General features: G+C 64.0%; 20 protein-coding genes and 1 tRNA gene. 12 read left to right on the top strand and 9 right to left on the bottom strand.

The features are described from left to right. The first annotated feature begins 26 nt into the window (after positions 1-26). From JKF87_RS05815 to JKF87_RS05790, 6 genes are all read left to right on the top strand, one after another. Complete coding sequence (locus JKF87_RS05815; RefSeq protein WP_201098245.1) at positions 27-809, top strand: SDR family NAD(P)-dependent oxidoreductase; 783 nt, start codon at positions 27-29, stop codon at positions 807-809. Positions 810-1,011: 202 nt separating this feature from the next. Beyond that, a tRNA-Gly gene (locus JKF87_RS05810) sits at positions 1,012-1,086 on the top strand. A gap of 404 nt (positions 1,087-1,490) precedes the next feature. Beyond that, the gene (locus tag JKF87_RS05805) at positions 1,491-2,186 is read left to right on the top strand and encodes a methyltransferase family protein (protein ID WP_236261165.1); all 696 of its coding nucleotides are present in this window, start codon (positions 1,491-1,493) and stop codon (positions 2,184-2,186) included. Positions 2,187-2,258: 72 nt separating this feature from the next. Further along, positions 2,259-2,558 (top strand): hypothetical protein, encoded by a 300-nt coding sequence (locus JKF87_RS05800; protein WP_201098243.1) that lies wholly within the window; start codon positions 2,259-2,261, stop codon positions 2,556-2,558. Between the two features lie 152 nt (positions 2,559-2,710). Next, on the top strand, positions 2,711-5,260 hold the full coding sequence (locus JKF87_RS05795) for a cation-translocating P-type ATPase (RefSeq protein ID WP_317134889.1): 2,550 nt from the start codon (positions 2,711-2,713) through the stop codon (positions 5,258-5,260). Between the two features lie 94 nt (positions 5,261-5,354). Next, positions 5,355-6,056: a cytochrome b/b6 domain-containing protein gene (locus tag JKF87_RS05790; RefSeq protein ID WP_201098241.1), complete on the top strand. Its 702-nt coding sequence runs from the start codon at positions 5,355-5,357 to the stop codon at positions 6,054-6,056. A gap of 21 nt (positions 6,057-6,077) precedes the next feature. Here the strand turns inward: JKF87_RS05790 and JKF87_RS05785 are convergent, their stop codons facing one another. Genes JKF87_RS05785 through JKF87_RS05765 form a run of 5 tightly spaced genes read right to left on the bottom strand, consistent with a single transcriptional unit; the run spans position 6,078 to position 9,381 of the window. After that, positions 6,078-6,779 (bottom strand): VIT1/CCC1 transporter family protein, encoded by a 702-nt coding sequence (locus tag JKF87_RS05785; RefSeq protein ID WP_201098238.1) that lies wholly within the window; start codon positions 6,777-6,779, stop codon positions 6,078-6,080. After that, positions 6,776-7,804 (bottom strand): sensor histidine kinase, encoded by a 1,029-nt coding sequence (locus JKF87_RS05780; RefSeq protein WP_236261164.1) that lies wholly within the window; start codon positions 7,802-7,804, stop codon positions 6,776-6,778. The genes JKF87_RS05785 and JKF87_RS05780 overlap by 4 nt, the downstream gene beginning before the upstream one ends. Further along, complete coding sequence (locus tag JKF87_RS05775) at positions 7,801-8,478, bottom strand: response regulator transcription factor (protein ID WP_236261163.1); 678 nt, start codon at positions 8,476-8,478, stop codon at positions 7,801-7,803. Before JKF87_RS05775 ends, JKF87_RS05780 begins: the two co-directional genes overlap by 4 nt. Beyond that, a complete protein-coding gene (locus JKF87_RS05770; RefSeq protein ID WP_307417609.1) occupies positions 8,459-9,073 on the bottom strand; it encodes a cytochrome b/b6 domain-containing protein in 615 nt (204 codons plus the stop codon). The genes JKF87_RS05775 and JKF87_RS05770 overlap by 20 nt, the downstream gene beginning before the upstream one ends. 5 nt (positions 9,074-9,078) lie before the next feature. Continuing rightward, on the bottom strand, positions 9,079-9,381 hold the full coding sequence (locus tag JKF87_RS05765) for a PepSY domain-containing protein (protein WP_236261161.1): 303 nt from the start codon (positions 9,379-9,381) through the stop codon (positions 9,079-9,081). Positions 9,382-9,591: 210 nt separating this feature from the next. Here JKF87_RS05765 and JKF87_RS05760 point away from each other — a divergent pair, with 210 nt between their 5' ends. Continuing rightward, complete coding sequence (locus tag JKF87_RS05760; protein WP_201098234.1) at positions 9,592-10,056, top strand: rubrerythrin family protein; 465 nt, start codon at positions 9,592-9,594, stop codon at positions 10,054-10,056. A 398-nt stretch (positions 10,057-10,454) separates the two neighbouring features. Here JKF87_RS05760 and JKF87_RS05755 read toward each other — a convergent pair whose 3' ends face one another. Then, entirely contained in the window at positions 10,455-10,658 is a 204-nt protein-coding gene (locus tag JKF87_RS05755; RefSeq protein WP_201098868.1) for a YgaP family membrane protein, read from the bottom strand. Positions 10,659-10,661: 3 nt separating this feature from the next. Next, positions 10,662-11,419 (bottom strand): IS5 family transposase gene (locus JKF87_RS05750; protein ID WP_088582593.1). Its coding sequence is split into 2 segments (ribosomal slippage): positions 10,662-11,098 and positions 11,098-11,419, totalling 759 coding nucleotides; the frame shifts between segments, so codons are not numbered across the junction. Between the two features lie 270 nt (positions 11,420-11,689). On the opposite strand from JKF87_RS05750, the gene JKF87_RS05745 reads away from it, so the two are divergent. After that, entirely contained in the window at positions 11,690-12,925 is a 1,236-nt protein-coding gene (locus JKF87_RS05745; protein WP_201098232.1) for a DUF3363 domain-containing protein, read from the top strand. A gap of 56 nt (positions 12,926-12,981) precedes the next feature. Here the strand turns inward: JKF87_RS05745 and JKF87_RS05740 are convergent, their stop codons facing one another. Continuing rightward, on the bottom strand, positions 12,982-15,111 hold the full coding sequence (locus tag JKF87_RS05740) for a CHAT domain-containing protein (RefSeq protein ID WP_201098230.1): 2,130 nt from the start codon (positions 15,109-15,111) through the stop codon (positions 12,982-12,984). A 196-nt stretch (positions 15,112-15,307) separates the two neighbouring features. Next, entirely contained in the window at positions 15,308-16,228 is a 921-nt protein-coding gene (locus JKF87_RS05735) for a HEPN domain-containing protein (RefSeq protein ID WP_077354143.1), read from the bottom strand. Between the two features lie 352 nt (positions 16,229-16,580). On the opposite strand from JKF87_RS05735, the gene JKF87_RS05730 reads away from it, so the two are divergent. The 4 genes from JKF87_RS05730 to JKF87_RS05715 all read left to right on the top strand — a co-directional run bounded on the left by JKF87_RS05730 (position 16,581) and on the right by JKF87_RS05715 (position 21,895). Beyond that, a complete protein-coding gene (locus JKF87_RS05730; protein WP_201098228.1) occupies positions 16,581-17,369 on the top strand; it encodes a DUF5677 domain-containing protein in 789 nt (262 codons plus the stop codon). Between the two features lie 414 nt (positions 17,370-17,783). Beyond that, positions 17,784-18,296, top strand: a complete 513-nt coding sequence (locus JKF87_RS05725; protein WP_181669196.1) for an RNA polymerase sigma factor — start codon at positions 17,784-17,786, stop codon at positions 18,294-18,296. Positions 18,297-18,311: 15 nt separating this feature from the next. Further along, positions 18,312-19,289: a FecR family protein gene (locus tag JKF87_RS05720; protein WP_201098226.1), complete on the top strand. Its 978-nt coding sequence runs from the start codon at positions 18,312-18,314 to the stop codon at positions 19,287-19,289. A gap of 80 nt (positions 19,290-19,369) precedes the next feature. Beyond that, a complete protein-coding gene (locus JKF87_RS05715; protein WP_201098224.1) occupies positions 19,370-21,895 on the top strand; it encodes a TonB-dependent receptor in 2,526 nt (841 codons plus the stop codon). The last annotated feature ends 57 nt before the right edge of the window (positions 21,896-21,952 follow it).

Here is a 21,952-nt window from a genome sequence, read left to right as displayed (position 1 = left end):
TTCAATAATACATAGGAACGTCTGGCATGAAACTCGACACCAGCATCGCCGCCGTGGTCACCGGGGGCGCTTCGGGCCTGGGTGAAGGCACGGCCCGCGCCATCGCCGCCACCGGCGCCAGGGTCGCCCTGTTCGACCTGAACGAAGAGCGCGGCGAGGCGATCGCCAAGGAAATCGGCGGCGTCTTCTGCAAGGTCGACGTGACCGACGACGCCTCGGTCGCCTCAGCCTTCGAAAAGGCCCGCGCCGCCCATGGCCAGGAGCGCCTGACCGTCAACTGCGCCGGCATCGCCACGGGCCAGAAGACCGTGTCGCGCAAGAAGGACACCGGCGAGATCCGCGCCCATGACATGGCGGCGTTCGAGCGCACCGTGCGCGTCAACCTGTTCGGCACCTTCCGCGTCCTGTCGCAGTCGGCGGCGGGCATGGTGACGCTGGAGCCGATGGCGGACGGCGAGCGCGGCCTGATCGTCAACACGGCCTCGGTGGCGGCCCAGGACGGCCAGATCGGCCAGGCGGCCTATTCGGCGTCCAAGGGCGGCGTCTACGCCATGACCCTGCCCATCGCCCGCGACCTGGCTCAGGAAGGCGTGCGCTGCAACACCATCCTGCCTGGCATCATGTGGACGCCGATGATGGCCGGGATGGACCAGAAGGTTCAGGACAGCCTGGCCGCCGCCATCCCCTTCCCCAGCCGCCTGGGTACGCCTGCCGACTATGCCTCGCTGGTGCTGGAGCTGGCGCGCAACGTCTATATCAACGGCGAGTGCATTCGTCTGGACGGGGCGATCCGTCTGGCACCGCGCTGAGGCGCGCAACGGCAGTCTGGAACAGAGCGAAGAGCGAACGTCGATACGTCCGGCCAAGCTTGTGATCGGAGATGAAAAGCTTAGGAAAATCAGTTTATTGCGAACTGTTTTGCGATAGGCCGAAAAAAGGGGTTGCGGTCCGCCGCAACCCTCCGCTATACGCCCCCTCCTCGACGGGGAGCGCAACTGGCTCCTACGGAGTGCGGGCGTAGCTCAGTGGTAGAGCACAACCTTGCCAAGGTTGGGGTCGAGAGTTCGAATCTCTTCGCCCGCTCCAGTCGAGATTGCTAAGGCAATCAAGAGGTTAGGCAGGGGCGGTCCTTCGGGATCGCCCCCCTCCTTTTTTCCCGCCGCTACCACCCCGCTACCAAAAACTTTTCGGGCGTCTAGCGCTGGCTTGCTACTATCGGGTGAACTTCCATGAAATCCGCTGGACTCTGCTGAAAAAGCGAGCCGCCGTGTCCGCGAACGGTGGGTGGTGAACAAAATTGTGAGCACACTTGAAGTGGCAGCGCTCAATGCGCTTTTCAGAACCGCGCCACCCAGCACGTTCACATCGGTTGTCTTGCGCTTCACGCAATGTCGTATGCACACAGCCGATCGGTTCTGAAGGCCGAACCCCACACATTGCCGGACCAAGCGGGCGGACATATTTGACGAGTATGGCCATGCTATAGGCCAATGATCGACGATGCGCGCCATCGACTAAAGGGCTTCCGCCTTCAGGCGCGCGACGATCCTCATCTGGACGGCAGGCCTATGCCGGACGCGCAATCGCTTCACACCCTTCAACTGATCCGCAAGGGCGTACTTGCGGTCGGCATCCTGGCGGTTGTCATCCTGGCGGTCTTCACGGGGGAAAGGCTCTGGTCAGATGCGGTGCATGCGGGCTTTCGGGCCGCCGGCCTCGTGATGATCGGGATCGCCATCGTTGGACGGGCCTGGTGCTCGCTCTATATCGGAGGCCGCAAGGCCGCCGAGATAGTGGATCGCGGCCCTTATTCCGTAACCCGCAACCCTCTCTATCTGTTCAGCTTCATCGCGGCGCTCGGTATGGGTCTTCAGACCGGCAGTCTGGTTCTGGCGGGGCTGTTCGTGCTTGTGGCTGTAGGTGTCTTCTTCGCCACGGTGAAGCGTGAGGAGGCCTGGCTTCAGGCCCGCTTCGGCGAAGCCTACAGTGAGTATCGGCGTCGCACGCCCCGGTTCTGGCCGCGGCTCTCGGCCTGGCGAGACCTTGAGACGCTTCAGATCCGACCAGACCGGTTCGTGATGACCCTGAAGGACGGTTCGGTCTTTCTTCTGGCCGTACCGATTTTCGCCTTCGTGGCCTGGCTGCAGTCGAAGGGCTGGGTGAATGCCGTCATCACGCTGCCCTGAGCCAATGACACCGGTACCGGCAACCACAAACGGGCGGCCTCCAAGCCTGGCTGTTCACCGCGAGAGTCCGGCATGAGCACCTACACCGTGTTTCCATTCAAGTCGTCCGGCGTTGCGCCGAGCGTCTACTGGATCGAACAGGGCGACGATGTCCTGGCGGCGGCTGAGGGCCTGAGGCTGCTGGCCGACCACCAAAGCGCCGTCCGCGTGACGGTCTGGCGAGGGGAGGCCCTGGTCTTCAGTGGTCCCTCCGCCGAATGCGCCGCGTGGCTCTCGAGCGAGCCTCAACGCCGCTCAGACTGTCCGGCGATCTCCCACCCGGACCAACTCTGCAGCACAGACTGCGGACGACTGCGCCTCGATGTTGGCTGACGTCTGTCTTGGACAAGACGTCAACGGTTCGGGGGCTGCTGCCCCGGTTGCCTCTTCTCCGTCAGCGCCCCGGGACCTTCGCCAGCCTCTGGTCGTCGTCACCCAGACCTTGACCTGAATCAAGGTGTCGTCGCGCACCCGACCTAAGGTGCGTGTGGCTCGATCGGGGCTGCGACGGGTTTGATGATGTGGACGTGACATGGCCCGGCCTCGATCAGGATGAGGCCGACCGACGGCTCCTGTCCGCAGGTCCGAACATCCCTTCTCCTGTGCGCGCCCGCAGCCTGGGCAGGATTCTGCTTTCGACCCTGCAAGAACCGATGTTCCTGCTGCTGGTCGTTGCGGCCGGGCTGTATCTGTTTCTGGGCAGCCTCGCCGAGGGTCTCTTTCTGACCCTTGCCGCGGTCGGGACGATCAGTCTGGTCGTAGTGCAGCAAGCGCGGAGCGAAAGCGCTATGAAGGCGCTGCGCGACCTGTCCGAACCGACCGCCAGGGTCATGAGATCCGGTGTCGCGTGCACGCTCGCCATCGACCGGCTGGTTCAGGGCGACATCCTGCTGGTGAGCGAGGGCCAACGCCTGCCCGTCGACGGTCGCCTGGTCGATGGCGACGTGCTGAGCGTGGATGAGTCGACCCTGTCGGGAGAGTCCGCCCCGGTCATCAAGACCGTGCGCCAGGCGATCTCGGATCCGGACGGCGCCGGCGACGCCGTGTTTTCCGGCACGCTCGTCGTGTCCGGCCAGGGCGTGGTCGAAGTGCTGGAGACCGGGCCGCGGACGAGATTGGGTCAGATCGGAACCTCGCTGGCCGCCATTGCGCCTGACCGGACGCGACTGGAGAGGTCGACTGGACGCCTGGTCGCCCTGTTCGGCTTTCTGGCGGTTGTGCTCAGCGCCACGGTCGTCCTGGCCTACGGGCTGATGCGGGGCGACTGGATCGAAGCACTTCTCGCAGGCATCACCGTCGCCATCTCGCTCATTCCCGAGGAGTTTCCGACCGTCCTTGCCGTGTTCATCGCGCTGGGCGCCTGGCGTCTGGCGCGCCATCAGGTTCTGGTGCGGCGCGGCGCGGTGATCGAGACCCTGGGATCCGCCACCCTTCTGTGCGTCGACAAGACCGGCACCCTGACCGAGAACCGGATGTCGGTGGCCGAGGTCTGGGTCGAAGGAAAGAGTGTCGACGCTTCGGCGGGGCCTTTGCCGCCTGATGCCGGTCTGGTCCTAGATGCCGCTGCATTGGCAAGCGCGTTGCAACCGACCGACCCGATGGACCGCGCCATTCGCGAGCGGTCGCCATCGACGGGCGGCGGGACCGTGACCCGGGCCTGGCCGCTCGAAGCTAAGCGGATGGCTGTGATCCAGACATGGCGGCTTGCTGACGGCAAATCGGCCGCCGCGGCGAAGGGGGCGCCCGAGGCGATCTTCAGCCTGTGCAAGGCGTCGGAGAAGACCCTGGCGCCGGCAAGAGAGGCTCTGGATGCGATGGCGGCCAGAGGGCTCCGCGTCCTGGCTGTTGCAACGGTCCGTCAGGTCGATGCTGGATTCACCGATCCGGATCAGGCCCCCTTCATCTTCAGCGGACTGATCGGCTTTCTCGATCCGGTGCGAGAGGATGTGCCGGGAGCCTTGCAGGAGGCGCGTCGCGCCGGAATCAGTGTGGCGATGATCACGGGCGACTACCCCGCTACCGCGCTCGAGATCGCGCGACAGGCCGGCGTCGATGTGGACCCTGGCGTGATGACGGGAGACGAGATCGCGGCTTTGTCCGCCGAACTTTCGGAACGCATCCGCACGGTCCGGGTCTTCGCCCGCATCCAGCCTCAGCAGAAGCTGGCGCTGGTCCAGGCCTTCAAGGCGAATGGCGAGATCGTCGCCATGACGGGAGACGGGGTCAACGACGCGCCTGCGCTCCAGGCGGCCGATATCGGGATCGCCATGGGAAAGCGGGGGACGGACGTCGCGCGCGAGGCGGCCGACATCGTGCTGATGGACGACAGTTTCGGCGCCATCGTCGGCGGGGTCCGCCTGGGCCGCCGGATCTTCGCCAATCTTCGTAAGGCGCTGACGTTCATCGTCGCCGTTCATGTGCCGTTGGCCGGTCTTGCTCTGATCCCGATCCTGATGGGCGCGCCGCCCCTGCTTTTCCCGGCCCATGTCGTCTTTCTTCAGCTGATCATCAGTCCGGTCTGCTCCCTGGTCTTCGAGGCGGAGCCCAGCGAAGGCGACGCGATGACGAAGCCGCCCCGTTCCGATACAGCGTCGCTGTTTGGTCCGCGCCAGATCGCGTTCGGGGCCCTGCAGGGGGTGGTCATCCTGTCCGGGGTGCTCGGCTTCTATGTCTGGATGCTCGCTCAGGCGCCGGAAACGGAGGCTCGCGCCGCCCCCTTCATCGCCCTTGCGATCGCGAACATGGTGCTGGCTTTGACGGACTCGGCCACCTCGGGCGTGTCTCTGTTCGATCCACACCGCCGGATCTTCTGGCTGATTTGCGCCAGCGCGGTGATCGTTCTGGGGGGCTGCGTGTCCGTGCCGTTCGTCGAGGATCTGTTCCGCTTTGCCACGCCGTCTGGCGACGCTCTCCTCTTGGCCATTGCCGTTGCACTCGTCAGCGGAGGCTGGGCCGGCCCCTGGCGGTGGATCGTTCAGCGGGCGCAAGCCACGCCCGGCCCGCTGCGGGAAGCGGGGCCCGTCGTGGCCGGCTGATCCGTCCAGTCCTTGATCTGCCTGAACGACGGACCGCGCCGCGGTCAGGCTGACGTCAGGTTTTCCAACCAGCGTCCATTAAACGGAGGTTTCTATGACCAGCACGGCTCCGAAGGCGATCAGGATCATCAAGACCTGGGACTGGGGCGTCCGCCTGTTCCACTGGCTCCTCGTGGCCGCGATCGCGCTCGCCTTTCTGTCCTCAGAGGAGGGCAGCGCCCTGTCACCCTGGCACGGGTCAGCGAGCTGGGTGGCGGCGATCCTGATCGCCTTCCGGCTCCTCTGGGGCTTTGTGGGCGGGGAACACGCACGCTTCGCAAACCTGATCCGTCCGTCGCGGATGGCGGGCCATGTGAGAGGACTGTTCGCGGGGCGGGTTCATGCATCGCTGGGCCACAACCCGCTGGGCGGGATCGCTGTGATTGTGCTTCTGGCCCTCGTCGCCGCGACCACCTTCACCGGCATCACGGGCGGCGAGGGCGGGCATGAGGCCATCGCCTACATCCTTCTGGCTATGATCGCCCTGCACGTCGTCGCGGTGGTGGCCATGTCGTTCTTGACCCGGGACAACCTGATCGGCGCCATGATCACCGGCAGCAAGAAAACCACTCACTTTCCTAGTGCCTTGGATGCCACCCCGCCGGCGCGCTTGGCCGTTCCCCTCGCCGTTCTCGTCGTGGCGGGGTCCGCCTATGCCGCGACCCGCATCGACCCGCAGGCCTTCACACCGGGCGCGCATGGCGAAGCCGGCGAAGGCGGTGACGGCGGCGAAGCCGGGGAAGCGGACGAAGACTGAACCGGCTTGAGCACAGCCGGGCTAGATGACGGTCCCGAACAGGTGGCCGATGCCGGCGGTCAAACCCATGGCGAATGCCCCCCAGAAGGTGACGCGCACGATAGCCTTGGCGATACCGGCGCCGCCGACCCTGGCGCCGATACCGCCCAGCAGAGCCAGCCCGACGAGGGCTGAGCCCGACACCAGGGCGACGAGCAGCGATCCGGGGGCCACGACCACCATCGCCAGCGGCAGGACCGCTCCCACCGAGAAGGTTGCCGCCGAAGTCAGGGCGGCTTGGATCGGGCGCGCCGCCGTATGTTCCGATAACCCCAGTTCGTCCCGCGCGTGCGCCCCCAGCGCATCATGGACCATCAGCTGGCGCGCGACTTCCAACGACACATGCGCATCGACGCCCCGGCTGCGATAGATCGCGGCCAGTTCGCGGGTCTCGGCATCGGGGTCAGCATCGAGCTCGGCGCGTTCGCGTGCCAGATCGGCCGCCTCCGTATCGGCCTGCGAGCTGACCGAAACATATTCGCCCGCCGCCATGGACATGGCGCCGGCGACCAGGCCGGCAACGCCCGCGACGAGGATCCCGGTCTTGCTGGTCTGGGCGGCGGCGACGCCAACGATCAGACTGGCGGTCGACACCAGCCCATCGTTGGCCCCCAGAACAGCGGCTCGAAGCCAGCCGATCCGGGAGACCAGATGGCGTTCGGGATGGCGCTCAAGACGGCTCATGATTGGGTCTCGGTGGAATGGGCAAAGACGAGGATTAGTTCGGACCGATCCGGCCGGGTCTCGATCCATCCACCATGCGCCGCCATGATGCGCGAGACGATAGCCAATCCCAGACCCGCGCCGCTTGTGCTGGCGTGATCTCCACGGCGATAACGTTGGCTGAGGTCAGCAAGGCGCTCCGGCGTCAGTCCGCCCCCGCCGTCGCTCACCGAAAGCCGCGCGCCCGGGCCGGCCGTAACCGTCACCGTTCCGCTGGACGGCGTCACCCGCAGCCCGTTCTCGACCAGATTTCTAAGCGCGGCGCCGATGGCCTCTCGGCGACCTTTGACTAAGACGTCATCATTGAGTTCCAACGCCACCGACTTGTCGTCCGCGACGGCGAGAGGGGCATACTGCGAGACGATTTCCGTAGCGATTTCGGCCAGATCAACCGAAGTTGCCGACACAGGAGCCGCCGCCTGCGCGTCCAGCTGCGCCAGCACCAGAAGCTGATCGACCAGTCGCGACATCGCCGAAACATCCCGTTTCAACCGCTGGCCCTCGGGCGATTCGAGCCGATCCAGCTCGAGCGCGAGCACGGCCAGCGGCGTTCGCAGTTCATGGGCGACGTCGGCGGCAAAGGCTTCCTGACGGGTCGCGGCTTCATCGAGACGCGAGAGCATACCGTTGACGGCGTCGGCGAAGCCCGTCGCCTCGGCCGGAAAGTCATGCACATCGACCCGGAAACCCTTGTCGGCGGCCTGGGCGGCCTCAATCCGCGCGCCGGCAAGGCTCAGCGGCCGCAGGGATGACCGGATCACCCAAAGCGCAGCCAGGGTCATGGGCACGATCAAGACGAGCAGGGGCACCACGACATGGTCGGCGACCTCGTTCGCGATCCCCGCGAACTGGATCTCGTCCCGCCTCGCGCGAGACGACAGGCCGTACTCGACGCCGACAAACAGAAGCAGAATGAAGCCGCCGATGACGCTCATCAGCGCAAACCCGAGCATCAGGCGCTGGAAGATAGAGGGGGTGCGGGTCAAGCGACGGCGTCCCGCATCAGATAGCCCAGCCCACGGACGGTGTGCAGCATTCCTGTGCACCCCGCATCGTCGAGCTTGCGGCGCAGTCTGGAGACCGCCACCTCGACGGCATTGGGCGTGACCGGCTCGTTGAATGCATAGAGCGATTCCTCCAACGACCCCCGGGTCACGACCGAACCCGCCCGACGCATCAGCGTCTCCAGAAGGTCGCCTTCACGGCGGGAGAGTTCGATCGGCAGGTCACCGTGCGCGGCCTGGCGCGACGCGACGTTAAAGGCGAGCGCGCCGACGTGAAGCACCGGCGTCATCCGCTGACCGGGCCGCCGCAGGATCGCGCGACACCGCGCCGACAGCTCCGAAGCCTCGAATGGCTTGACCAGATAGTCGTCCGCGCCGGCGTCCAGCCCCGTAACCCGATCGTCGAGCCCCCCGCGCGCGGTCAGCACCAGAATGGGCGTCAGGTCGGTCGCGCGCCGCAGGGTCCTGACCCAGTCGAGCCCGTCGCCATCCGGCAGTCCGAGGTCGAGGAGGATCAGATCGTAGGTCGCGCTGGCGACCGCCTCCGCCGCGCCCTCGATGTCCTGACGCCAGTCCACGACGAAGCCGTCGCGGGCGAGCCCTTCGCTCAGGAGCTCGCCCAGCCGGACCGTGTCTTCAACGAGGAGGAGACGCATGATCGACATCCGTTCCGCTGGCGGCGCGTTTCCAGCCGGTCACCATCGACATGACCAGATTTTCGCGGTGACGCCAGCTTTCCACGAGGGCTGCGACGACATGCAGGATCGCAAGCGCCATGATGGTGTTGGCGGCGGTCTCGTGAGTGGCCTCAAGCCAGGGTGCTCCCCAGAAGGCATCGAGTCCCATCATCCAGCCGGTGACGCCGCAGGAGAGCGACAGGAGGATCAGAGCGATCATCATCAGGCCGCCTGCAGGATTGTGACCGATGTAGCGCGGCTCACGCCGCTGGATCATGGCCGTCAGGTAGCCGGCGAGGCGACGGGGGCCGGCAATGAAGTCGGAGAACCGCGCATGCTGCGGACCGACAAAACCCCAGACCAGCCGGATCGCGATCGCCGCGACGATCACATAGCCGACGTATCGGTGCACCGCCTTCAGCTCACGAAACACAGTCAGGTTGGCGACGATCCCTGTGACAAGGGTCCAGTGAAACAGTCGAACGACCGGATCCCAGACCTTGGTGCGCTTGGGTGTCTCCGCAGGGGATGGGGCGAGTGACCCATCCCCAAGAACCACGGTTGCCTTGGTCACTGCGCTCAATCCTCGTTGTTCTGGACCACGGCGCCAGTCACTGGGTTGAAATAGACCTCGGCGCGACGGCCATTGGCGGCGCGGGCATAGATCTCGTAGCAGCTGCCGCTGACCTGAAAGACGCGGATGTTGGTGTAGCCGAGTTGGGCCACACGAGCCCGCATCTGGGCCTCGGTCAGCCATTGGGCGCGGGGCGCGGTGGTGCAAACCGGGCCGGCCGAGACCGAGGTCGCAAAGCCGGTCATGGCCATGCCTACGGTAGCGGCGAGGGTCAGGGCGATGCCCGAAGGAATCAGGAACGTCTTCATGGGGAGCCTCGAGAAAGCTGGACTTGTCGCCGGACGACATCACCCGGTGACGCCAACCTGACGTCCGAAGCTGACGGCGACCTGACGGCTGGGGCGACATTCAGTCCGAACGTGAGCGGCCGGGTGATTTCATTTCGTCAGGCTCCGGTCAGCCTTCGGGCCGAGACAGCACCGGCGCATCGGGCGCATCCCAGACACCGGAGCCTTCCCATGACCCTCAAGATCTTTCTGACCACCGCCGTCGCCGTCGCCCTTTCGGCCGGAGCGGCATCCGCTCAGGACCTGAACCCGCAGACGCGGGCCAATCTGGAAGCCGCCATGCATGGCGAGGCCTTCGCCAACCTCAAGTATCTTCGCTACGCTGAGGTCGCCCGCGAGAGCGGCAATGCCGAACTGGCCCAACTGTTCGAAAGCTCCGCCAACGTCGAGGCCAACGAGCATTTTGCGCGCGAAGCCGACGCCCTGAAGCTGGACGGGACCAACGAGGCCAATCTGGTGGATGCGATGGCCGGGGAGCAGTACGAGAACGTCACCATGTATGTCGGGTTCGCAGATCAGGCCCAGGCAGCGGGCGATACGCGCGCTGCAGCGATGTTCCGGCAGATCGCCTCCGACGAAGGTGATCACTACGAACGCTATCGCGCCGCAGCTGAACGCCTCCGTCAGGCCCGCTAGACTGTATTGCGCTGCTCCCTTCGTCACGAGCGGACGAGGGGGGCACAGGCGTGGGTAGACCTGTGGCTGTATGACGTATTCCCGGTTTCTGCAGTCTTTGGTCTGGACGCCAGCGTCGGCCCGCCCATCCCACGGTCGTGAACGTCTGACGCCTTGTGGTCGGCCGGTCCTGCCGTACATCTCGAAGACCCTTAGGTCAGAAATGCTCACCGAGACCGAAGCCGTGGCGGACAACCGACCATAGCGCGTTCGCTTTGGTAGCGGATCCACTCCTCCATGTTTCCGCAATGAGCTGTCGTTTTATTGGTGATTAAAGGCGACGTTCGGCACATCGAACGGATAGCCCCTGTCCTTGAAGGGTGGTTACACAGGGTCTTTGTAAGCGCTTAAGACCGAACTTAGCGGAAGGCTGCTCCGGTCCTGACGCCGAACCTTTTGAACAGCATCGCCGCGGGACAGAAGCCGGTGAAAGCAGCCTGGAGCGCATTCAGGCCGGCGAAGATCGTCAGCGCGATCCACCAGGGATTCACGAAATGCGCCAAGGCGACACTTGCCAGGATAACACAGCCAAGGAAGGCGAATACGGCACGGTCTAGGCTCAGGACTCATAGCCAGAAGAGCACGGTAGCTGCGAGGGCGATGGCGGAGAGGAAGACGGTCGGGCATCGATCGTAGCGGGTGGCGACGCGCCGCCAGTCTTTCAGTCGGCCGAACATGATTTCGATGCGGTTTCGGCTTTTGTACCGGCGCTTGTCGTAACGGACAGGCACAGTCCGGGATTTCCGACCGGGGATGCAGGGCGTGATGCCCTTGGCCTCCAGGGCATCCCTGAACCAGTCCGCGTCATAGCCCCGGTCGCCCAACAGCCATTGGGCCTTGGGAAGGCTGTCCAGCAGGGCCGCAGCACCGGTGTAGTCGCTGACTTGGCCTGCCGTCATGAACAGGCTGATGGGGCGTCCGTTCGCATCGGTTACGGCGTGAAGCTTGGTGTTCATGCCGCCTTTGGTGCGTCCGATGAGCCGCCCAAGACCCCCTTTTTTACCGCGAGGCTCGAAGCCGTACGGTGCGCCTTGAGATAGGTCGCGTCGATCATGAGGGTGCGCCGTTCGGCCTGAGCGCCGGACAGTCCCTCCATCATCCGGATGAAGACCCCGGCCTCGCTCCAACGCTTCCAGCGATTGTACAGCGTCTTGTGTGGGCCATAGACCGGCGGCGCATCACGCCAGCGAAGCCCGTTGCGGTTGACGAAGATGATCCCGCTCAACACCCGACGATCATCCACCCTGGGCTTGCCGTGGCTCTTGGGGAAGTGCGGCTGCAGCCGCGCCATCTGCTCGTCCGTCAGCCAATAGAGGTCGCTCATATCCAGTCTCCTTGCAGAGCCTGAATCAGATCGAGCACATCACATCAATGGGTCCTGAGCCTATGATGACTGTTGATAGGATATGTCGGAATGTGATTTCGATGGATGACAATCTGCAAAAAGGGTCGGAGGGCAAGATAAAAGGGTGTTTTTGGCTGCTCCGGTTTCTTCTATTCTGTCCGACAGTTAGCCGCGTGCTGGAGTGCGATTGACGACTTGCCTTGAGTTGTCGTCCTTCGAGCCTTCGTTGCATGCTCTGGAGGACTGCGAATGCTGATCCGCGACGAGATAGACGGCAGAGTTTCCACCGGCTCCGGCCGGACCGCCGACGCCGTGCGCCTCGGCCTTCCGTTGTCCCTCAAGACCGAGCGGATGAACGTCAAGAACGGCATGCTCAAGCGTCTGGCGAGTTCCAAAGCCTTCGCTTTGGGCAATCGTTCAGGGGTGCTCAAGGCGGCGCAGAACCGGTCAGGCCGCGCCTTCAGGCTGGACGTTCGCCAGAAGGTGATCGTCAAGGCGCTGGTCTCTCGACACATGGGCAAGGGCGCCGACCGGGCCGCCGCACTGGCCAAACATGTGTCTTATCTCGGACGGCCGGGCGCCGGCGTCGAGGGTGAGCGGCCGGAGTTTTTCGATCGCAGTGCCGATGGCGTTCAGCCCGGCGTCGAGACCGATGGCTGGAGCCAGGACAGGCATCATTTCCGCTTCATCATCTCGCCTGAGCACGGCGAACGGCTCGACATGAAATCCTATGTCCGCGAGGTCATGGGACGCGTCTCCGCGGACCTCGGAGAACCCAATCTGAAGTGGGTGGCGACCTGCCATTTCGACACCGATCAACCCCATGCCCATGTGCTCGTTCGGGGCCGCCGCGAAGATGGCCGGGATCTCGTCATTCCCCGCGATTACATTGGTTATGGATTCCGCGCGCGGGCGCAGGAAGTGGCGCAGGAGCGGCTTGGCGATCTGTCACGGGTCGAGGCCGAACGACGCATCTGGAAGGAGACGGAGGCGGATCGCTTCACCGGTTTCGACCGGCGGCTGATCGCCGAGACGGACAAGCACGGGATGGTCGATGACGGGGTCGGATCGACCGACGCTTGGGCGGCGCTGACACGGGGGCGGCTGAGACATCTGGAACAGCTTGGGCTCGCGACGCGGTCCGGGCGGCGGTATCGGCTCGACGGCGAGATGGAGAAGAAGCTGCGCACACTGCAGGTGCGGCGCGACATCATCCGCACCCTCAATCAGCGTCGGCTAGAGGGCGCGAGGGATGTACGGGTTCTCGGTAAGGACAGTGTACGAGGGGTGGTTGTGAAGACCGGGTTTCATGATGAGGCAGGGGCTTCGCCCTGGGCGGTCGTGCGCGACGGATCGGGCATCGAGCATTACGCACGGCTCCGGCCAGGCAAGCCCACTGAGGTCGGAAAAACAGTATCACTCGAGCCCGTCGGCAACGGACTGGCGCAGATCGCAAAGGGGCGAGGCGAAGATCTTAGCCGCTGAGGCCTGGCGCCTCGGGAGTTCAGAGCGTCGGGAGGCTCCACCCCTTCACTGACCGTTTAGGTCAAAAGGACAGGGCTACCCCAAGACAAAAGATTGCTGATCTGCTCGGCAGCACGTTCGCTCCGAAGGCGACTGATCGCTTCCTGCGTCGCATCAACCGTTTCGAAGTCCCGGATCAATCGCTCGGGCTGCTGCATCCGCGCCATCGTTGAGGCCAAGGCTTCGGCGACGGAGGATCCCGCGAGATCGAGAGACAGTGAACAGCCGAAGGCAAGCGCGGCATAGTAGTCGATCGGCCAGAGATGCCCGATGACGCTCTGATCCGCGGTGGTAAGCTCGTGTCCAAAGCCGATGCGAGCTAGTCCGCCCCGGTTCTGGGTCGCCGTTGCGCTGCAGATATTCAGCACCAGAAGACGCCGGCCGGTTTCAGGACGCGCGTAAGCCGCGATCTCGGTTGATGTCAGCACAGTTCCGTCAGCCAGCACCAGTCCACTTTCACTTTGCCGGAAGGGTGACTGTTCGCCGTGTCCGATGATCCACAGGAGGTCGGCATCTGGATCTTCATAGAATGCCTGGAACGCACGCTGGTCCAAGGGCGCTCCGACAACCTTGATCTCCCAGCCGGCGTGCAGACCCACAGCCCGGATGAAACTAACCTCGGCCTCCGTTGTCTGGGTTTCGCCCGGCCAGATACTGACGCATCGGGTGGTCCTGTCCTGAAGCGGAGCGGCAAGGCTCGCTTCCATGGGTGCCAGCCAGCCGAGAATGTTCGAAAGCGTCGCCTGTACCGGGTCACGATGAGCGGGCATGACGACCACCGATCGCGGGCGCCATCGTTCAGGCAGATGAGGCGCCAGCTCGTCGAAGCGATAGTGGCGCGCGATCGCTGCCGTGAGCTCCGGCGCTTTGTCATGAGCCGGCGCGCCGAGCATACGCTCGTCCAGAAGCAGCGCGCGGTCACCCGCCGGGCCGCGGAAATATTCATTCAGGGCAGTCGATAGGCCCGCTAGGAGGCCTTCCAGGCTCTCGCCGCCTTCATCCCCTTCAATCAGATGCCGGCCGCCAGGCCAGAGATAAGCAACGCCGTTCTTGTGTGCTGAGCCGATGTAAAGGACATCGGCACTGGCCTGCTCCATCCCGTCGACCCCGTACCAGGCCCACAACAAATCCATGATGTCCGCGACCGTCCCGAAATCGGTCAGACTGAAGATCAACGGGTGGATAATGGCGACGCGAGCTTCCAGGGCAAGGATTGCCACAGGGCCGCTCTCGAGCGCCCTGTAATCGTCCGCAAGTTTCCGGACTTCACCGAGTATCTGGACCCGAGCGGCGGTCCAATCCTCGTAGTCATCGATGGTGACCGCCAAAAGTTGGACGACCTCGTGTTCGACGAGGACATGGCGCAGGTCGCGGAGTGCTTCCTTGGCCCACTCCTGATGCGTTTGAGGCGTCCATTGAGCGGCAGCCGTCGTGAACAACACGGCCATCGTGGCCTTGGAGCGGTCGTCTATGCCGGGACGGCCATAGATTTCCGCCATGCTGCTGACCAAGGGCTCTGCGCATTTGTGCCCGCGATTGGTCGCCCAGTTGGCGATAGTGACGATCGCAGGAACGCCTCGCACGACATCTCCGGCCACGATCTCGTCCAAGACGTGAGCGATGCAGTAATCGGCGATCTGGTCGCACCAGTCGTCCATGCCGCCGAATTTTCTGGCGATCATGAAGGCGGCAGTGATCCAGTCGGTCAGGTTACGAAGACAGGCGGCATTCATTGGCCTGGCGACGCCGTCATACGGCGGCAGGCGATAGTCGCCTTTGTTGGCCCGCAGGTTGACGTTGTGGGTTCGGCTGGCGGACCAGTGGAGCCAGTTGTAGCAATCGCCATGCGCTCCCATCGCGACCGTCGTCATGATGGCGGGGATCGAAATTATGAACCGCATAGCGTCCAACCAGACAGCGCCCTCGTCGTCGCCGATGCGTCGGGTCTCGGCGGTCAGATCGCCGCGGATGGTTTCGGCCAGGTCGAAGAACGGTTGTCGATCTGCTCCCTGAGCTTGTTCGATAGCGTCCCGGAAAAAGCCAGCTACCGCCACCGGTGCCACGCCTTTCCACTCGAACTCGGCATCCCAGTTGGCGAGACCCGGATAAGCCGCTGAGGTCGTCGGAAAGCTATCGCGCAAGGTCATTGGTTTCCCTCGGTTCGTTGGGCGTCACCACCCGCTCGCTGACGGCGTGATGGGTTCACTCTCACCGGTTGCGACGGACGAGAACATAGGCAGCCCCGTGTCTGGTTGATTAGCGCGTTGCATGCGCCGCATGGGAGGCGAGGCATTTATGGTTGACCGGATTGCGGTGAATGCCCGCACCCGGTGGGCTGTTTGGTCAGACGGATTGACCGGCCTGATCACGCAGGTCGGCTAGCCGTTTCTGGCACGCCGCATCGATCAGGCCTCGCAGAATCCCGATCCGTTCAACAAGATATGCCAGCTCTTCGTCGGTGATCTTGAAATGCTTCGAATATCGACCCTTCACATAGGCGGCGCGAAGGAGTTCGAAGCTGCGCCGCTGAAGCTTAGTTTCGTGGGGCCAGGCGTCCGCCAAGCCAGCCACAAGCGGCTCCGTTAGCCGACGCAGGTTCGTCAGTTTGTGGGATTTCGGGGAGTAGCCGGTCAGGACAAGTAGTAGTCCGGCGTAAAGAGTCTCGGTCGCCTGGTGCAGGAGAAAGGCAGTCTTACGAGTGAATCCCCGGCCGCGAGTGAAAGCTGCTGTCTCAATGAACTCGTCGGCGCTTTCGGTCGCTTCCGCGTAGGTGTCTTCCGCCTCCTGCAGAGCCGTTTCAGGCGAGAGCGGGGTAGGCTCGATGAAGCTGACAGACGGCGTGTTCAGCAGGGTCACGCCGTCCCGTACGATGTCGATGAAGAAAGACCGGCCGTGTTCCAGCTTGTAGTTCACATCATCCAGACTGTGGACGATGACGCTGACTGGCGTTCGCAGCATTTGCCCCGAGGTGACGTCGGCCAGCAGCCGCTTTTCGGCCTTCTCCCAGAATTCGAAGTCCGTCAGGTCCTCGTGATCGACGACGACCAGCAAATCGAAATCCGAGAAGTATCTGCCGACGGGGTCATGAACCCAGTCGCCGCGCGCGTAGCTGCCGAACAGGATGATCTTGAGGATGCGTCCGTCGCGCAGGCGCGGCGCCTTGCGCGTCGAGGTCGCGACAGCGAACTCTTCCCGCAGGATGGCCACGGCGTGGTCCAGCTCCCGGCGTTTCGCAGGCGTCAATGACCTCAGAGGTTTCTTCATCAGTCAGAGTCTCTCTGATTGGCGGGCAGTCGGCAAGGAAAAGCACGGCTTGCGTGTTGTCTTGGACGTTTTCGCGGGACGGGGAATCTGCCAGAGTGAAGCTCAGCGGGTAGACGTGAATAGAGGTCGGTCTTCGGTCCGGGGAACGCGTGCTTCGGCAGGCGTTAGGATGCGGCCGCCCTTCAATCAGCGCGCCTCTTTGTCGGAGGATTCCAATGCCCGCGCCCCATTCCCCGCTTGCGGGAGCTGCGACGAGGTTGCGAGCAAAGCCGGGCGCCCGCCGGTGAACCCCAACAGGAAACTGCGCCGGCGGCGACGGGCCCTCGGAGCCCGCGATGGGGTATCCGCGCCCGTGACGCCCGTGGATGAGGCGCTGGAAGAGCTCATCCACGTCAGCGGGTTTTCGAACGATGTCTCCATGGCCTTGAGTGGGTCGGCGACGGACCGCGCCCGCGAATTGGCGTCTATGGTGCATGCCAAAGCCTGCGCCCACGGTCGGTCGATCGGGTTCGTCTGCCGCTCCAACATGTTCGATCATTCCGCCATTCTGGGATTGGCGCGCATGATCATCGAATGCCTCTCGACGTACGCCTACCTGGTCGAACAGGTGACCGAGGAGGACTGGGCCTTCCGGTACGCCGTGCTGCGACTTCACGACACGGTCTCCAGGATCAAGCTGCTTCGCGCCTGGCCCGCATGCGCAGGCACCGCCGACCTGAAGGCGGGTCGTGAAGACCTGATTATGGAAATTAGGTCACATCCGGCTTTCGCGGGCTTCGATGGTGAACAACAGAAACGCCTCGTGTCCGGCGAAACGATCTTCATCGGCGGTATGCGCAAGTCTGCAGCCCTTGCGGGCTGGAATCCTGATGTTTTCACTGCGCTCTACGGGTACTTCTCAGCCCACCTCCACGCGGCCCCGATGAGCTTCTTCCGCATGGACGATCATCGGGTGGACTACTTCTATCCCAATGACGCGCAAAAGCAGATCGCCTCCGTCGGTATCGCGACCGCCGCCGCTGCACTGAGACGTCTGTCGCTCCTTCATCTGGGCGATTTCGATTACAGCGGTCACCCTACGCTGTCGGCTGTCACGGCCGGCATGCGGGAGGCGGATGCAGCGTGTGAAGTTTTCGGGTAATCCGGAAACCTGCCGGACCTCGAGTTTCAAATCTCGTGCCGTTGCGATACGATTGGAGGCGGGCGCCGGTCTATAGGCGCATGTCCAATGGCCGCAGGGGCTGGCGCGAGCCAGTAGCGGCCGGACTCTCTCTCAAATTTCCGGGCCTTGTGTCGCAAGGTTCCAACGCCCGCCCCTTTCCACCTTTCCGGGTCTTGCGGACCCAAATCAAATCAGCCACGATTCCGGGGTCGGCCTTGGCCGATAGGGGCGTGGAATCCCCTGCGACATTCTAGCTGATCATGACGACGACGGTTTCGAGCTGTCCGCCGTCCTGTCCGGACGCGTAGATAACGTCGTCCGACGACCCCTCACGGGCGCAGGTATTTCCATGTGCGACTCTCAGCGCCCCTTCATCTGGATGGAGGCGGTTGCGTGTCGGAAGCCAAGACCGTGGGAGACGAGAACAGCGGCCGGTCCCGCCGGCACGCCCGACTGGAAGCCTTCTATCGTCGCTATTCCCCATGGCTGACGGCGCGACTGCGTGGTCGGTTCGGTTCGGACACTGAGGATCTGGTCCAGGAAATCTGGCTACGAGTGGCAGCGATCGAGGCGGATCTGGACATCCGTCACCCCCGGGCATTCCTGTTGAAGGTCGCCTTCAACATCGGTCTCAGCGGGGATCGTCAGCATCGGCGCCGGCGGCAGATACTCGACAGCGCCGCTCCGTTGGGAACAATGGCCCTGGAGCCGACCCAGAACGCGGCGGTGCAGATTCAGGAAATCGTGCTCGCCTTGCCACAACCTCTCCGGGATGTCTTTGTGTTATCCAGATTTGGCGGTTTGACGAACAACCAGATCGCCGAGCAACTGGACATCAGTCCGAAGACCGTCGAATGGCGCATGACCAAGGCCTTGGCTCAATGCGCCGCAGAGCTTCGGCGCTAGGGAATGGGGCGTATCATGGGCAACCCGAAAGCACGGGTTGAAACCGCGGACCGGGAAGCGGCCGAGTGGCACGAACGCCTCGGCGCGCGCAGCGTCACGACAGAGACGATCCGTGAGTTTTTCGACTGGCGGAAATCTCCGGCCAACGCGGACGCGTATCGTCGGGTCGAGCTGATCTGGACGGAAAGCCGGAAGCTCGCCGGCCGGCCGGAGATTAACGAGGCGCTCAACGACGCCATGTCGCGTCGACTCCGCAAGACGTCAGAGGATCGATCGACCAGAAGACTGCTGGGCTTGGCCGCCATCGGCGCAGCTGCGGCACTCGTGATCGGCGGATGGACGTGGTGGCAGGGGCGATCCACCTTCACGACCGGCGTGGGCGAGCAATGGGTCGTACAGTTGGCGGACGGGTCGTCGGTTCGCCTCGACACAGATTCCCGGATGAGGGTCAGGTTCAGCGAAGGCCAGCGTCTCGTCGATCTTGAACGCGGACAGGCGATGTTTTCCGTGGCCCATGACGGTCAGCGACCATTTGTCGTCGCGGCGGGCGACGCGCGCGTGACGGCCTTAGGGACGGTGTTCGACGTCCAGCGGCAAGGCGCCGGCGTCAGCGTCACTCTGGTCAGCGGCGCGGTGGATGTGACCCGTTTGTCCGGGCCGGAAAGGCCGTTGCGACTTGCGGCGGGCCAAGAGGCGCGAGTGACCCCGGCCGGCACAGCCAGTCGCTCGGTTGATGTGCCCACGGCCACCAGTTGGACCGAGGGACGGATCGTGTTCCGAGACACGCCGATGAACGAAGCGGTTGCCGAGGTGAACCGGTACCTCACTGCAAAGGTTGTTCTGGAGGCGAAGGATCTTGCGACAGTGCCGGTCAACGGCGTGTTCAAGACGGGGGATCGTGACGCCTTTGTCGCAGCGGCGTCGGGCGTTTTCGGTCTGGAGCCGTCGGCCGGGCCGGACGGCTCGATCCGATTGTCGGAACGCGGAAAATAAATCCGTCGAGGCTCCGGGGTCCCCCGGGGCCTCGATCACCTCCTCTTCGACGTCGCGTGGCGTCGAGGGGAGCCCTGAATATGAGTCGCTTGAGTCTATTGTCCTGCAGCGCGATCGTCGCCTGCGCCGTATCCATCAGCGCGACGGCCTGCGCTCAGGATGCGCGTGAGTTCAACATTCCGGCGGGTCCGCTGCGGGATGGACTGAATCTTTTCGCGACCCAGGCCGACCAGCAGATTCTTTTCGCCGGGGACTTGGTCGCGGGCCGGACGACGCCGGGGCTGGTGGGACGATTTGCGCCACGGGATGCGCTGGATCGGCTGCTGGCGGGATCAGGAATCGTCTGGTCGCAAGGACGGCCGGGCGTCATTTTCTTGCGCCGTGGTGAAGTCCTTGCCAACGCCGAGGCCGTGACGGCGCTTGACGATGTCGTTGTCACCGGAACCCTGTTGAGGGGGTCGGGGAATCTGGCGTCCCCGGTTGTGACCCTGAACCGCGACGACCTCGATCGCCGCGCCGCCGCCACAGTGGCTGAGGCGCTCATCTCCCTGCCGCAAAATTACGCTGGCACGTCTACGCCGATCAGCCAGGCCGCTCTGTCCGATGCTGGCGGATCCAACAATGTTTTCGCGACCGGCATCAATCTGCGTGGCCTCGGGGCAGCGTCCACGCTGGTTCTCGTCAACGGCCGTCGCCTGGCGGGTACCGGGTCGCGGGCCGAGTTTGCAGACATCTCCGCCCTGCCGTCCGCCGCCGTGGAGCGTGTGGACGTGCTGTTGGACGGGGCTTCGGCCTTGTATGGCGCGGACGCGGTCGCCGGAGTGGTCAATGTGATCATGCGCCGGGCATTCGACGGGCAGGAGTCCCGTTTCCGAGCCTCCGCTGCGAAAGGCGGCGCTGAGGAGATACAGCTCTCGCATCTGGCTGGCCGTAGCTGGTCCTCCGGCGCGGCCTATCTGTCCTACGAATATCAAACCGGAAACGCATTCAGCACTTCTGACCGCCCTTATACACGAGACGGTGACCTCCGTCCCTTCGGCGGCACCGACCATCGCGGCTTCTACAGTGCCCCCGGCAATATCGTCGCGGTCAATCCGGCGACGTCGACGTTCGGGGTCCAGTACGCCATCCGACCGAATGCCAGCGGATCCGCGCAGGGTCCGGCGGATTTTGCGGCCGGTCAGACCAACCTGCAGTCCGGCCTCCTGGGGGTAGACCTGCTGCCGGAAGTCCAGCGCCACAGCGCCTATGGGCGGGTCAGTCAGTCTTTCGGCGGCCGGCTCGAGGTGACGGGCGACGTGCGCTACAGCTACCGCACGACGGACCTGAACACCGCTCCATCGGCGGGGATATTCACAGTCACGCGCGCCAATCCATGGTTCGTCTCACCCACCGGCGCCGCGTCTCATCAGGTCGCCTATTCCTTCGTCCGCGACATCGGTCCTGCACGCAGCCATACGCAGTCCGAAAGCCTCGGCGTAACGCTTGGAGCACGCTTCGATCTCTCGGCGGACTGGTCGGTCGAGGGCTACTTCGCCCAGGCGACCGAGCGCGCAGATTTCGGCAACAGCAATCGGGTCAACACCCGATATCTGGCCGAGGCGCTCGGCACGATTCCAGACGACCCGAACACGGCGTATCGGGCCGCGGTGGATGGATATTTCAATTTCTTCGGAGGCGGGACCGTCAACAGCTCCGCCGTGCTTGATTTCATCGGCAGCGGCTATGGCGAAGTCCATAATCGAAGCCGCACGCGCTCGGCCAACCTCCTTGTCCAGGGGCCGATGATGCGCCTTCCGGGAGGCGATCTGTCGATCGCCCTCGGCGCACAGGTTCGCGACGAGACCTTCTACACCCGGGGCGCGACCTTCCTGTCCGCGGCCGCTCCCTTGTCATTCTCAAGCCCGACAGCCGAGCGTTCGATCGCAGCGATCTTTGCAGAGACCCGCATCCCGATTGTGGGTCCCGATAACGCCAGGCCCGGGATCCGTCGCCTTGACCTGTCGATAGCGGGCCGACTTGAGGACTACGACGATTTAGGGACGACCACGAATCCCAAGATCGGGCTGGTCTGGTCGCCGGCAGAGCCCTGGGTCGTGCGATCGTCCTGGGGGACCTCCTTCCGCGCGGGGGCTCTGTCCCAGCTGTTCGATGCGCCCGGGGTGTCTCCAACCTTTCTTAACCGGGCGGGCGGGGTTCAAACCTTGATTCTCATGGTTTACGGCGGCAACGCGGACCTGAGACCTGAAACCTCCGAGACCTTCACCGCCGGCTTCGACTATCGGCCGAAAGGCGGGCCTTCGTTCAGCTTCAACTACTTCGATACCCGGTTTGAAGACCGGATCGCCCAGCCTGTGAACGCGAACTTCAGCGGCGCCTTGATCGATCCGACTTTGAGCCCGTTCGTGACCTTTGTTGATCCGGTGAATCGGCCGGCCGATCGCGCACTCATCGAATCGTATGCCGCGGTTCCCGGCTTCTCCACTTCGTTCCCGGTCACCGCCTACGGCGCCATAGTCGACACCCGTTGGGTCAACACAGGCGCTGTTCGGGTCAACGGCTTGGATGTTGACGTGCCCCTGAGAATTTCCTCCACGCGGAGCTAGAGTCCGGCCCTTGAAAGGACGGACGGAATGAAACGAGCGAGATTCACGGAAGAGCAG

This window comes from Brevundimonas nasdae, assembly GCF_016654005.1.
Taxonomy (GTDB): Bacteria; Pseudomonadota; Alphaproteobacteria; order Caulobacterales; family Caulobacteraceae; genus Brevundimonas; species Brevundimonas nasdae.
The sequence above is the reverse complement of the archived record's forward strand: the minus strand, read 5'-3'. Positions and strand labels throughout refer to the sequence as shown.

Bases quoted from the DNA above. Each gene is read 5' to 3' on its own strand.
- JKF87_RS05815 (WP_201098245.1), top strand. From the start codon at position 27: ATGAAACTCGACACCAGCATCGCCGCCGTGGTCACCGGGGGCGCTTCG.
- JKF87_RS05805 (WP_236261165.1), top strand. From the start codon at position 1,491: ATGATCGACGATGCGCGCCATCGACTAAAGGGCTTCCGCCTTCAGGCG.
- JKF87_RS05800 (WP_201098243.1), top strand. From the start codon at position 2,259: ATGAGCACCTACACCGTGTTTCCATTCAAGTCGTCCGGCGTTGCGCCG.
- JKF87_RS05790 (WP_201098241.1), top strand. From the start codon at position 5,355: ATGACCAGCACGGCTCCGAAGGCGATCAGGATCATCAAGACCTGGGAC.
- JKF87_RS05785 (WP_201098238.1), bottom strand. From the start codon at position 6,779: ATGAGCCGTCTTGAGCGCCATCCCGAACGCCATCTGGTCTCCCGGATC.
- JKF87_RS05775 (WP_236261163.1), bottom strand. From the start codon at position 8,478: ATGCGTCTCCTCCTCGTTGAAGACACGGTCCGGCTGGGCGAGCTCCTG.
- JKF87_RS05765 (WP_236261161.1), bottom strand. From the start codon at position 9,381: ATGAAGACGTTCCTGATTCCTTCGGGCATCGCCCTGACCCTCGCCGCT.
- JKF87_RS05760 (WP_201098234.1), top strand. From the start codon at position 9,592: ATGACCCTCAAGATCTTTCTGACCACCGCCGTCGCCGTCGCCCTTTCG.
- JKF87_RS05745 (WP_201098232.1), top strand. From the start codon at position 11,690: ATGCTGATCCGCGACGAGATAGACGGCAGAGTTTCCACCGGCTCCGGC.
- JKF87_RS05740 (WP_201098230.1), bottom strand. From the start codon at position 15,111: ATGACCTTGCGCGATAGCTTTCCGACGACCTCAGCGGCTTATCCGGGT.
- JKF87_RS05735 (WP_077354143.1), bottom strand. From the start codon at position 16,228: ATGAAGAAACCTCTGAGGTCATTGACGCCTGCGAAACGCCGGGAGCTG.
- JKF87_RS05720 (WP_201098226.1), top strand. From the start codon at position 18,312: ATGGGCAACCCGAAAGCACGGGTTGAAACCGCGGACCGGGAAGCGGCC.
- JKF87_RS05715 (WP_201098224.1), top strand. From the start codon at position 19,370: ATGAGTCGCTTGAGTCTATTGTCCTGCAGCGCGATCGTCGCCTGCGCC.